Source organism: Pseudonocardia nantongensis (genome assembly GCF_046546495.1).
GTDB lineage: Bacteria > Actinomycetota > Actinomycetes > Mycobacteriales > Pseudonocardiaceae > Pseudonocardia > Pseudonocardia nantongensis.
The window spans coordinates 21,923-33,249 of the sequence record NZ_JBKGXT010000032.1 but is presented as its reverse complement, the minus strand read 5'-3'; the positions used below and the strand labels follow the sequence as shown (position 1 = coordinate 33,249).

The following is an 11,327-nucleotide window of genomic DNA, read 5'->3' as shown; positions in this document are numbered from 1 at the left end:
GGGCCGGTCCGGGATGGGGCCGGCACAGGCAGGGGTACAGGGACCGGCCCCACCTCGGCGGTCAGCCCTCCCCGGCCCCCAGCCGGGCCCGTTCCCGCAGGTCGGCGAGCAGTTCCGCGGGTCGCCCGGCGGCCAGTCCCCGGGCGGTGAACCACTCGCCGATGCGGCGCACGTCACGCTCCAGGAAGGACGGACCCTGCGGGTTCCCGACGACGTCGACGACCTGCGGCAGGTCGATCAGCACCGGCTGCCCGCCGTGCACCAGGACGTTGTAGGCGGACAGGTCACCGTGCGCGTACCCGAGGTCGGCGAGGTTCCCGAGCGCGCCGGCCAGGGCGTCCCACAGCCCGGTCAGCTCGTCCCCGGAGGGGCGCAGCGCGGCCAGCCGGGGCGCCGCGACGCCCTCCGGGGTGCCGAGGAACTCCAGCAGCACCTCGGTGCCGTCGCAGGACACCGGGTAGGGGACCGGCGCCCCGGCGGTGTGCAGCCGCGACAGCGCATCGAACTCGGCGGCGGCCCACTGACCGGCGATCAGCTCCCGCCCGACGGCCGTGCGCCGGGCCATCGCCCGGGTCTCCCGGGATCGGCGGACCCGCCGTCCCTCGAGATACCCGGCGTCACGATGGAACATCCGGTGCGCGCCGTCCCGGTAGCGCTTGGCCGCGAGCAGTACGCCCGGCCGGCCCCCCGGCAGGCCACGCTCGACGAGGTGCACGTCGGCCTCCTTGCCGGTCTTGAGCACCCCGCGGTCCCGGTCGACTGCGCCGGTGTCGGTGACCAGCCAGGACGGCCACGGCCGGGGCCCGCGGGCCCCGGCGGGCAGGCTGGACCAGGTGGACCAGCGGTCGCCCTCGGGCGGGGCGTCCGGATCGTGCCCGGCCCGCCCGTCCAGGTCGGGCGCGCCGGGGATGGGGCGGAACGGGAGGTCGGGTTCGTCGTCGTCGAAGCGTGGCCTGCGACGGCGGACGGGTTCGGTGGATCGGGAGGAATGCACTCGTCGGCTCCGGAGGGCAGCAGGGCGCCGCGCGGCCGGTGACGTCCGTGCGTCGGGTCAGCCGCGGGGCGGGGACGGGTGGAACGGGCGCGCGGTCCGCGCCCCGATGCGGTCGACGGCCACGGCGCACGCCCCCTCGTCCCTGCTCGCGCGAGCGGCTCGCGCCCCGGCCCCTCCGGTGTCCGCGTACCCTGCCCCGGCCCGGTCGGACCGGCAACCGGGTTTCCGCACCGGCCGGCCGTCTACGCCGGGATCATCAGGTCCAGGTGGTCACCGGTGCGCTCCACCGCGTGCCCGGCGCGGCGCGCGATCCGGGACACGGCGGCGGCGTCGGTGGGCTCGGCACGCGAGGTCGCCAGCAGCCGGGCGAGCCCGCCCTTGTGCGCCTTGTTGTGGTGGCTGACCACCGAGCGGGTGCCGTCCGCGCGTTCGGCGAGCACGTTGACGGTGACCGCCCCGGGGACCGCGCCGAGCGCGGCGTAGCCACCGGAGCGCAGGTCGACGACGAGCTCGTCGCCGGCGATCCGGGCCAGCAGCGAGTCCAGCGCGGGCCGCCAGCGCGCCGCCAGCGTCCCCGAGCCGGGCAGCTTCGAGCCGGCCGAGAGCCGGTAGGCGGGCACCGGGTCGTCCGCGCCGAGCAGCCCGAACAGTGCCGAGCACACCGCGAGCCGGGAGCGCGCCCGGTCGCGGGTGGCCCGGGTGAAGGTGGCCGGTGCCAGCGCGTCGTAGAGGACGCCGGTGTAGCGGTCCAGGGCCGGCATCGTCGCTGTTTCGCGCAGCGCGGCGTTCCGGTCGATCTCGGCGTCCTGCCGCTGCGAGACGCCCAGCGCGGCACGGGCCGCGGGCCGGTCGGCGGCCAGTGCGACCAGCTCGTCGACCAGTTCCTTGCGGACGGCGCCCAGCTCGGCGTCGTACGAGAGCGCGGTGAGGTCGAGCGGCGGGCCGTCCCCGCCGTCGCGCTTGGTCTCCGAGGGTGGCAGCAGCACGAGCACGGCGGTCCAGCCTAGTTCCGCCGGTGCCGCCCGCCCCGGGGGCCTGCGCACCCCGGTCGGGGCGTTGTGGGGTGTGCCCGGGATGACTAGGTTCTGTGTCCGTGACCTGCCTCGCGACCTGCCTCGTGGCGCGCCTGCACGTCGACCTGATGCGGATCACGAGCGCCGCCTGTCGTCCCCGCGGCTGACGCTCGATCACCCCGCCCGGCGGCCCCGCAGCACCGAAACGACCCGGCCGGGCGCCGCAGCGGCGCCGCCGGTCCTACCCCGAGGAGCCATCCCGTCATGACCGATCCCGAGGTCACCGCCAACTGGTCGTTCGAGACCAAGCAGGTACACGCCGGCGCCGCGCCGGATCCGGCCACCGGCGCCCGCGCCACGCCGATCTACCAGACGACGTCGTACACCTTCCGGGACACCGAGCACGCCGCGAACCTGTTCGGCCTGTCCGAGCTCGGCAACATCTACACCCGGATCATGAACCCGACCACGGACGTGCTCGAGCAGCGCGTCGCCGCCCTCGAGGGCGGTCTGGGCGCGGTCGCGTTCGCCTCCGGGCAGGCCGCCCAGACCCTGGCGCTGCTCAACATCGCCGAGGCCGGCTCGCACATCGTGTCGTCCGCCTCGCTCTACGGCGGCACCTACAACCTGTTCCATTACACGTTCCCGAAGATGGGCATCGAGGTCTCGTTCGTCGACGACCCGGACGACCCGGCCTCCTGGCGCGCGGCGATCAAGCCGAACACCAAGGCCCTCTACGGCGAGACGCTCGGCAACCCGCGCGGTGACGTGCTCGACGTGGCCGCGGTCGCGGAGGTGGCACACTCCGCGGGCCTGCCGCTGATGGTCGACAACACGATCCCGACGCCGTACCTGCTGCGCCCGATCGAGCACGGAGCGGACATCGTCGTGCACTCGGCGACGAAGTTCCTCGGCGGGCACGGCACCACCATCGGCGGCGTCGTGGTCGACGCCGGGACCTTCGACTGGGGTGCCCACGCCGAGCGCTACCCCGGCCTGACCACGCCGGACCCGAGCTACCACGGCCTGAACTACTGGGAGGTGCTCGGCCCGCAGGCATACCTGATCAAGCTGCGGGTGCAGCTGCTGCGCGACCTCGGCCCGGCCCTCTCGCCGCAGAGCGCGTTCCTGCTCATCCAGGGCATCGAGACGCTCTCGCTGCGGCTCGAGCGGCACACCGGCAACGCGCAGGCGCTGGCCGAGTGGCTGGAGCAGCGCGACGAGGTGGAGAAGGTGCACTACGCCGGGCTGCCGTCCAGCCCGTGGCACGCGCTGCAGCAGCGGTACCTGCCCAGGGGCGGCGGCGCGATCGTGTCGTTCGAGCTGCGCGGCGGCATCGAGGCCGGCCGGACGTTCGTCGACGCCCTGGAGCTGCACAGCCACCTGGCCAACATCGGCGACGTGCGCAGCCTGGTGATCCACCCGGCGTCCACCACGCACAGCCAGCTCTCCGGCGAGGAGCAGCTGGCCACCGGCGTCACCCCGGGCCTGGTCCGGCTCTCGGTCGGGCTGGAGGGCATCGAGGACATCAAGGCCGACCTCGACGCCGGGTTCCGCGCGGCCAAGGGTGGGTGAGAGCTGCGTGCCGGACCGAGAACCGGATCTGGTCCACTCTTGGGTGTGAACGACTCCCTGCTTCCTCCCGCCAGCGGTGCCTGGCGGGAGGGGGACGACCCCGGCCGCCGCCGGTTCCTGGACCTTCCCGCCCCGCTGAAGCTGGAGGCGGGTGGCGAGCTGCCCGAAGTCCGGCTGTCCTACGAGACGTGGGGCACGCTTGCTCCGGACGGCTCGAACGCGGTGCTGGTGCTGCACGCGCTCACCGGCGATCCGCACGTGGAGGGCCCGGCCGGCCCCGGGCACCCCACGTCGGGGTGGTGGCCCGGCCTGATCGGCCCCGGGATGCCGCTGGATCCGCAACGCTGGTTCGTCGTCGCGCCGAACGCGATCGGCGGTTGCCAGGGCTCGACCGGCCCGGCGTCCACGGCGCCGGACGGGCGGCCGTGGGGGAGCCGGTTCCCGCTGGTCACCGTGCGGGACTCGGTCGCCGCCGAGCGGTACCTCGCGGACGCGCTCGGGATCGAGTCGTTCGCCTGCGTGGTCGGCGGGTCGATGGGCGCGATGCGGTCGCTGGAGTGGGCGGTCACCGAGCCGGAGCGGGTGCAGCGGGCATTCCTGCTGGCCGGGCCGACCGCGTCGACGGCGGACCAGATCGGCTGGGCCGCCCCGCAGATCGAGGCGATCCGCGCCGACCCCGGCTGGCACGGCGGCGACTACCACGACCTCGGCCCCGGTGAGGGGCCGTGGCGCGGCCTCGGCGTCGCGCGGCGGATCGCGCACCTGAGCTACCGCTCCGGTTACGAGGTGGCCACCCGGTTCGGCCGCGACCCGCAGGACGGCGAGGACCCGCTCGACGGCGGCCGGTACGCCGTCGAGTCCTACCTCGATTATCACGCGGCCAAGCTGGTGCGCCGGTTCGACGCGGCATCCTACGTGCGGCTGACCCAGGCGATGAACCATCACGACGTCGGCCGGGACCGTGGCGGCGCTGCCGCGGCGCTGTCCCGGGCCCGTGCCCGGACCTACGTCGCGGGCGTCACCTCCGACCGGCTCTACCCGCTGCCCGAGCAGCAGGAGCTGGTGGACGGCATCCCCGGCGCGGCGGAGCTGAAGGTGATCGACTCGCCGTACGGGCACGACGGGTTCCTGATCGAGACGCCGACGGTCGCCCGGCTGCTCGCGGACCTGCTCGACGAACCTGCCTCCTGAGGCGGGAAAAGCCGTGGCTGGGGTTGCCGCGGGCCCTGAACGAGGCCGACCCGGTCGCCCGGCGGCCCGGTCTTCAGCGGGTTCTCAGCAGCGGGGCCGCTGTTCAGCGGGTACTCAGGGCCGACGGCGTACGCTCCGCGGCGACCATGGCCCCGACGTCGGAGTGTTCCGCATGGCGCGCCATCGAGCTCAGCCCCTCCGCGCCGCGGATCCCCGCGCCGTCGTGCCGGAGACCTTCCCGCGGCCGCGCGCGGCCGGAGACGCCCGCGGGGCGGCCGGCCGCACCGCATGGGTGGACGCCGCGAAGGGGCTGTGCATCGTGCTCGTGGTGCTGCACCACGCGGTGATGTTCCTGGAGCCGCAGGGGCTCGTGCCCGGACCGCTGAGCATGCTCAACACCGCGCTCGCGTCGCTGCGGATGCCGCTGTTCTTCCTGGCGTCCGGGCTGTTCCTGGCCACCGCCCTGGCGCGGCCCTGGCGGACGTTGCTGCACCGGCGGGTCGCCCTGTTCGGCTGGCTCTACCTGCTCTGGACCACGGCCCAGTTCGGGCTGTTCGCGCTGCTGCCCGCGGGCATCGCGCCGTCGATCGCGACCCAGGACACGACGGCGCTGCTGCTCAGCCCGCTGGTCCCGGCGCCGTCGATGTGGTTCCTGTACGCGCTCGCGGTGTTCTCGGTCGCGGCCCGGCTGCTGAGGCCGGTGCCGGCTCCCGCGCTGCTCGCGGTGACCGCGCTGCTCAGCGCCCTGGTCGGAGCGGGGACGATCGAGATCGCGTCGTTCGGCTGGGAGTTCATGGCCCGCTACGCGTTCTTCTTCGTGCTCGGCTGGCACGGCCGCCGGCTGGTGGAGCGGCTGGCGGCCACGGCGTCGCTGCCCCGGGTGGCCGTCGCCGGCGTCGTCGCGGCCGGTGCGGCCGCGGGGGCGGTGCTGCTCGGGTTGCACGAGGTGCCGGGCGTCGCGTTCGTGCTGAACCTGCTCGCCGTGACCGGCGGGGTGCTCGTCGCCGCCGAGCTGGTGCGGTGGCGGATCGGGCGGGTCGTGATCGCCCTGGGCCGCCGCACGCTGCCGATCTACCTGACGAACGTGCTCGTGATCGGCGTCGTGACCACGCTGCTGGCCGGGCTGCAGCTGCCGGCGCCGGCGCAGTACGTGATGGTCGCGCTGGTCACCGCCCTCGCCGTGGTGGCCGCGCTGCTCCTGCACCGGGCGCTGCTCCGGGCCCGCTGCGGGTGGCTCTACGACCTGCCCGGGCGCTGGGCGGCGCGGCCCGCGACGGGCTGAGCGGGTTCAGCCGATCCGCTCGCCGTAGACCCGCTGCACCCGCATGGTCATCAGGACCCGGCGGTCGCGCACCATGACCTCGCGGTACTCCTCCCAGTCCGGGTGCTCGCCCGCCGCGGCCCGGTACCAGTCGACGAGCGCCTGCACCTCCGGGCCGTGCGGGTCCTCGCTCGGCCCGGTCAGCTCGACCGGACCCTCCGCGGTGGCCCAGGCGCGACCGTCGGAGCTCTCGACCGACAGCGCCGCCCGGGGGTCGCGGCGCAGGTTCGCGGTCTTGGCACGGCCCTCGGTCATCGAGACCCGGATCGTCCCGGCGTCCCGGTCGTAGTACGGCGTCACCGGCGACAGCTGCGGCATCCCGCTGCGCTTGATCGTGGCGAGGACGCCCTGGCGGACGCTCTCCAGCAGTGCGTGCTGTTCGTCTCCCATGACCTGCCCAACGTGGATGACCCAGGTCACTGTTCCCAGCGGAACCGGGGTGAGGGCGCACCGGGGGCCTCGGTACCGTTCCCCGGGTGTTGACCCGGATGTCGTCGCTGTTCCTGCGGACCCTGCGCGAGGACCCGGCCGACGCGGAGGTGCCCAGCCACAAGCTGCTGGTCCGCGCCGGCTACGTCCGTCGCGTCGCCCCGGGGGGCTACTCCTGGCTGCCGCTCGGTCTCAAGGTGCTCCGCCGCGTCGAGAACGTGGTGCGCGAGGAGATGGACGCGATGGGCGGCCAGGAGATCCAGTTCCCGGCGCTGCTGCCGCGCGAGCCGTACCAGGCGACGAACCGGTGGACCGAGTACGGCCCCGCGCTGTTCCGGATCAAGGACCGCAAGGGTGCCGACTACCTGCTCGGCCCCACCCACGAGGAGCTGTTCACCCTCGCGGTGAAGGGCGAGTACTCGTCCTACAAGGACTACCCGGTGATCCTCTACCAGATCCAGACCAAGTACCGGGACGAGGAGCGTCCCCGGGCGGGGATCCTGCGCGGCCGCGAGTTCCTGATGAAGGACTCGTACTCGTTCGACCTGTCCGACGAGGGCCTGTCCGAGTCCTACGTCAAGCACCGTGACGCCTACATCAAGATCTTCGACCGGCTCGGGCTCGACTACGTGATCGTGGCCGCGACGTCCGGCGCGATGGGCGGCTCGGCGTCCGAGGAGTTCCTGGCCGAGTCGAGCACCGGTGAGGACACCTTCGTCCGCGGGCCCGGCGGGTACGCGGCGAACGTCGAGGCCGTGACGACGCCCGCGCCGCCGCAGATCCCGGTCGACGGCCTGCCCGCGGCGCAGGTGCACCACACCCCGGACACCCCGACGATCGACACGCTGGTGGCGTTCCTGAACGCCCACACCGAGCGCACCTTCACCGCGGCGGACACGCTGAAGAACGTCCTGGTCAAGATCTCCCAGCCCGGCGCCGACGAGTGGGAGCTGCTCGGGGTCGGGGTGCCGGGGGACCGCGAGGTCGACATGAAGCGGCTCGAGGCGTCGCTGGAACCGGCGCAGGTGGAGCTGCTGACCGACGCCGACTTCGCCCGCAACCCGTTCCTGACCAAGGGCTACATCGGACCGGGGGCACTGGCCGCCAACGGCATCCGGTACCTGGTGGACCCGCGGATCGTCACCGGCACCGCGTGGGCGACCGGCGCGGACAAGGCCGACCACCACGTCGTCGACCTGGTGTGCGGGCGGGACTTCACCCCGGACGGCACGATCGAGGCCGCCGAGGTCCGCGCCGGCGACCCCTCGCCGGACGGCAGCGGTGTGCTGACCGCGGCCCGCGGCATCGAGATCGGGCACATCTTCCAGCTCGGCCGCAAGTACGCCGACGCCTTCGCCCTCGACGCGCTGGGCCCGGACTCCAAGCCGGTCCGGATCACCATGGGTTCCTACGGCATCGGCGTCTCCCGGCTGGTCGCCGCGATCGCCGAGCAGAGCCACGACGAGTCCGGGCTGGTCTGGCCGCGCTCGGTGGCACCGTTCGACGTGCACGTGGTCGTCGCCGGCAAGTCCGCCGAGTTGCTCGACGGCGGCGAGGCGCTGGCCGCCGAGCTGGAGGCCCAGGGCCTGTCGGTGGTCCTGGACGACCGCAAGGCCAGCCCCGGCGTGAAGTTCGCCGACGCCGAGCTGGTCGGCGTCCCGACGATCGTCGTCGTCGGGCGCGGGCTGGCCGACGGTACGGTCGAGCTGAAGGACCGCGCCTCCGGCGAGCGGACCGAGATCCCGCGCGCGGGCGCCGCCGAGCACATCGCGGCGGTCGTCCGGCAGTGATCGCCGGGATCGTGACCGGAGCACCGGTATCCGGCGGCTCGGTCACGATCCCGCCGATCACACCCGGTCAGCCGGGGCGGACGGCGGAGGCCGCGAGGTCGGTGAGGTCCTCGCGGGGGACGGTGTCGCCGGGACCGCCACCGGCGTCGGCGGTGACGACGAGGATCGCGACCCCGGTCGAGCCGTCCCGGCCCTGGGTGCGCGGCACCGCGAGGACGCCGACCGCCCCGTCGGTGGCCCGGCAGCCCGGCTGCCCGCCGGCGGTGCCGTCGGTGCGGACGGTGGCCTCCACCCAGGTGCCCGGCTCGGCCCTCTCCGGGCCCGGCCGGGGCGCCGGCGGGCCGACCGCGACCTGGGGCGTGGCCCCGGCGTAGGCGGACTCCCCGGCGCCGCGCGCGAACGCCTGCGCGGCCTGCTCCACCGTCGTCCCCGCGGGGACCGCGACCAGCGCGGCGGCGGCCGTCCCGCGGGGTGCGGCGGGAACCGGGCAGTTCCCCGCGCTGAACGGCGCCACCTCGGCCAGCCGCACGAACGGCACCCCGAACACGTCCAGCGGCGGCGCGCCCGCGTCGCCGGCGGACCAGCCGGCCGGCGGTGTGACGGCGAAGGCCTCGGACGCGGCAGGCCCCGCGGCCTGCTGCGGCGGGCCCGCGGCGGGCGTCGCCGGGCCGGGGCGGAACCCGAGCGCGGCCACGGTCCCGGCGACCAGCAGCACGACGACGGCGGCCGCCAGCCCGGGACGCCACCATCGGCGCGCACGGGGATCGGCCGGGCGGTCCTGCGGAGCGGCGCCCGGACGGTCGGTCGTCGACGTCCGGCCGGGGGAGGTCACCGGCGCAGCCTACGGCGGGCGCCGGGGGCCCCGGCCAGCCGCACGGCGGGCGTGCGGCGGCCGTCGCCCGGCGGTAGCCGCGGCCCCGGGCGGGCGCATGCGCGTCGAGCGGACCCGGGACGGGCAGCGGCGTGGACGCAGCCGGGGGAGCCGCGAGCTCAGCCGGGCAGCAGTGACAGCCGCACCGACCGGGTCGGGTTGTCCACGTTGGTGTCGACCAGGCAGATCGACTGCCAGGTGCCGAGCGCGGGCCGCCCGTCCAGCACCGGGACCGTCGTCGACGGCGGCACGATCGCCGGCAGCACGTGGTCGCGCCCGTGTCCCGCGCTGCCGTGCCGGTGCCGCCACCGGCCGTCGGCGGGCAGCAGTTCGCGCAGCTGCGCGAGCAGGTCGGTGTCGCTGCCCGCGCCGGTCTCGATCACGGCGATGCCGGCCGTCGCGTGCGGGACGAAGACGTTCAGCAGCCCGTCGCCGCCCCCGGCGTCGGAGAGGAAGCGGCCGATCCGGTCCGTCAGGTCCACCACGGACTCCTCGGCGCCGGTCCGGATCTCGATCAGCTCGCTGTGCACGGCCACCGACCCTAGGACGACGGCTAGCGTCGGGCAGCGTGGAGACCGACACCGTGCACGCGTTCGGCCGCGAGTTCCCACGTCGACCCGGGTACCTGAACACCGCCTCGATCGGCGTCCCGCCGCTCGACGCCGCCGCGACGGTGGCCGGCGCGGTCCGGGCGTGGTCGGAGGCGCGGCTGTCACCGAAGGACTTCGACGACGCGGTGGAGACCGCCCGGGCCGGGTTCGCCGCGCTGGTCGGGGTGCCGGTGACCGACGTCGCGCAGGGCTCGACGGCGTCCGGGCTGATCGCCCCGCTCGCCGCGGCGGTGCCGGACGGCACCCGGGTGCTGGTCGCGGCAGGCGAGTTCTCCAGCGTCACCCGGCCGTTCGCGGTGCAGGGCCGGGGCGTGCGGGTCACCGAGGTCGGGCTGGACGAGCTCCCCGCGCACGCCGGCGGGCACGACCTCGTCGCGGTGTCGGTGGTGCAGTCCGCGGACGGCCGGATCGCCGACGTCGAGGCGCTGCTCACCGCCCGGGAGCGGCACGGCACCCGGTTGCTGCTCGACGTCACCCAGGCCGCCGGCTGGCTGCCGCTACGGCTGGACAGGGCCGATGCCGTCGTCGGGGCCGGGTACAAGTGGCTGCTCGGCCCGCGCGGCACCGCCTGGCTGGCGCTGCGACCGTCCTGGGTGGACGGGCCCGGGCCGGCAGGGGCCTGGCCGGACGTCGTCTGGCACGGCGCCGGCTGGTACGGCACCAGGGACCGCTGGGGCGGCGGGCTCTACACCCCCGACCCGCCGGCCCGGCCGGGACCGCCGGGCGGCGAGGAGTCGCCGGTGTGGTTCGCGCATGCCGGGTCCGCGGTCACCGTGCCGTGGCTGGCCGGGCTGGACCCGGGCGCGCTGCGGGACCACTGCACCGGCCTGGCCGACGCGCTGCGGGAGCGGCTCGGGATGCCGCCGGCCGGATCGGCGATCGTGTCGGTACCCGCCCCGGACGCCGCCGGGCGGCTGGCCGCCGCCGGGATCACCGCGGCCGTCCGGGGCGGGGCGGCGCGGCTGTCGTTCCACCTGGCGAACACGCCCGACGACGTCGATCTGGCGGCCCGCGCGCTCGGCACCTGACGCGAGCTCAGACGCGTCCGGGAAAGACCGGAACCCGCGGGGTCTGGTCGGTCACGCCCCGCCAGAACGCGCACCGGATGGTGGAGTCGGTCATCCGGGTCAGGCCCGCGCTGCGCATGTCCGGGTTCGGTGCGCGCTCGACCAACGACCGCCAGCCGGCGATGGTGTCGGTCTCCGCGGTGGCCAGCAGCTGGTAGGCCGACTCGGCGTCGGCGACCGGCTGCGGCGGGCTGTAGGCGGGCTGGGCGGACACCGGACGTTCGGCGAGTTCGGTGAGCGCGGCGGAGACGTCCTGCCGGAGCTTCTTGTGCGCGCCGAGGTCGCTCTCGACCCGGGCGCGGACGTCCGGCTCGACGAACGCCAGTGCCAGCGAGTACGCCCACACCGCGGCGTGCTCGCTGGCCAGCGCGCGCTGCAGGGCCTCGACCGCGATCTGCGCGCTCGGCGGCTTCTCGTCCTGGGCGGGGACCCGGTGTGCGGGGCTCACGTGTCCACCTCCTCCCG

Annotated in this window: 11 protein-coding genes; 5 read left to right on the top strand and 6 right to left on the bottom strand. The window is 75.3% G+C overall.

What is annotated here, in order from left to right:
- Positions 1 to 61: 61 nt before the first annotated feature.
- Positions 62 to 994: a serine protein kinase RIO gene (locus tag ACLFMI_RS25540; protein ID WP_410950506.1), complete on the bottom strand. Its 933-nt coding sequence runs from the start codon at positions 992 to 994 to the stop codon at positions 62 to 64.
- A 242-nt stretch (positions 995 to 1,236) separates the two neighbouring features.
- Complete coding sequence (gene yaaA / locus ACLFMI_RS25535; RefSeq protein ID WP_410950505.1) at positions 1,237 to 1,986, bottom strand: peroxide stress protein YaaA; 750 nt, start codon at positions 1,984 to 1,986, stop codon at positions 1,237 to 1,239.
- A 285-nt stretch (positions 1,987 to 2,271) separates the two neighbouring features.
- Between yaaA and ACLFMI_RS25530 the strand changes: the two genes are divergently transcribed.
- From ACLFMI_RS25530 to ACLFMI_RS25520, 3 genes are all read left to right on the top strand, one after another.
- On the top strand, positions 2,272 to 3,582 hold the full coding sequence (locus ACLFMI_RS25530; RefSeq protein ID WP_410950504.1) for a bifunctional o-acetylhomoserine/o-acetylserine sulfhydrylase: 1,311 nt from the start codon (positions 2,272 to 2,274) through the stop codon (positions 3,580 to 3,582).
- A gap of 45 nt (positions 3,583 to 3,627) precedes the next feature.
- Positions 3,628 to 4,773, top strand: coding sequence for a homoserine O-acetyltransferase MetX (gene metX / locus ACLFMI_RS25525; RefSeq protein ID WP_410950503.1), 1,146 nt, complete (start codon positions 3,628 to 3,630; stop codon positions 4,771 to 4,773).
- A 223-nt stretch (positions 4,774 to 4,996) separates the two neighbouring features.
- Positions 4,997 to 6,055 carry an acyltransferase family protein gene (locus ACLFMI_RS25520; protein WP_410950502.1) on the top strand — a complete coding sequence of 353 codons (1,059 nt, stop codon included), beginning with the start codon at positions 4,997 to 4,999 and terminating at the stop codon, positions 6,053 to 6,055.
- A gap of 6 nt (positions 6,056 to 6,061) precedes the next feature.
- On the opposite strand, the gene ACLFMI_RS25515 is transcribed toward ACLFMI_RS25520, so the two are convergent.
- A complete protein-coding gene (locus ACLFMI_RS25515; protein WP_410950501.1) occupies positions 6,062 to 6,484 on the bottom strand; it encodes a PPOX class F420-dependent oxidoreductase in 423 nt (140 codons plus the stop codon).
- A gap of 86 nt (positions 6,485 to 6,570) precedes the next feature.
- Here ACLFMI_RS25515 and ACLFMI_RS25510 point away from each other — a divergent pair, with 86 nt between their 5' ends.
- Positions 6,571 to 8,313 carry a proline--tRNA ligase gene (locus tag ACLFMI_RS25510; RefSeq protein WP_410950500.1) on the top strand — a complete coding sequence of 581 codons (1,743 nt, stop codon included), beginning with the start codon at positions 6,571 to 6,573 and terminating at the stop codon, positions 8,311 to 8,313.
- Between the two features lie 67 nt (positions 8,314 to 8,380).
- Here the strand turns inward: ACLFMI_RS25510 and ACLFMI_RS25505 are convergent, their stop codons facing one another.
- Positions 8,381 to 9,145 carry a hypothetical protein gene (locus ACLFMI_RS25505; protein WP_410950499.1) on the bottom strand — a complete coding sequence of 255 codons (765 nt, stop codon included), beginning with the start codon at positions 9,143 to 9,145 and terminating at the stop codon, positions 8,381 to 8,383.
- A gap of 158 nt (positions 9,146 to 9,303) precedes the next feature.
- Positions 9,304 to 9,714 carry a secondary thiamine-phosphate synthase enzyme YjbQ gene (locus ACLFMI_RS25500; protein WP_410950498.1) on the bottom strand — a complete coding sequence of 137 codons (411 nt, stop codon included), beginning with the start codon at positions 9,712 to 9,714 and terminating at the stop codon, positions 9,304 to 9,306.
- 38 nt (positions 9,715 to 9,752) lie between these two features.
- Here ACLFMI_RS25500 and ACLFMI_RS25495 point away from each other — a divergent pair, with 38 nt between their 5' ends.
- Entirely contained in the window at positions 9,753 to 10,823 is a 1,071-nt protein-coding gene (locus tag ACLFMI_RS25495; protein ID WP_410950497.1) for an aminotransferase class V-fold PLP-dependent enzyme, read from the top strand.
- Between the two features lie 7 nt (positions 10,824 to 10,830).
- Here ACLFMI_RS25495 and ACLFMI_RS25490 read toward each other — a convergent pair whose 3' ends face one another.
- Positions 10,831 to 11,310: a ferritin-like domain-containing protein gene (locus ACLFMI_RS25490; RefSeq protein WP_410950496.1), complete on the bottom strand. Its 480-nt coding sequence runs from the start codon at positions 11,308 to 11,310 to the stop codon at positions 10,831 to 10,833.
- Positions 11,311 to 11,327 lie beyond the last annotated feature (17 nt).

What these genes read in the sequence shown, in the direction of transcription:
- ACLFMI_RS25515 (WP_410950501.1), bottom strand. Translation starts at nt 6,484, where the DNA reads ATGGGAGACGAACAGCACGCACTGCTGGAGAGCGTCCGCCAGGGCGTC.
- ACLFMI_RS25530 (WP_410950504.1), top strand. Translation starts at nt 2,272, where the DNA reads ATGACCGATCCCGAGGTCACCGCCAACTGGTCGTTCGAGACCAAGCAG.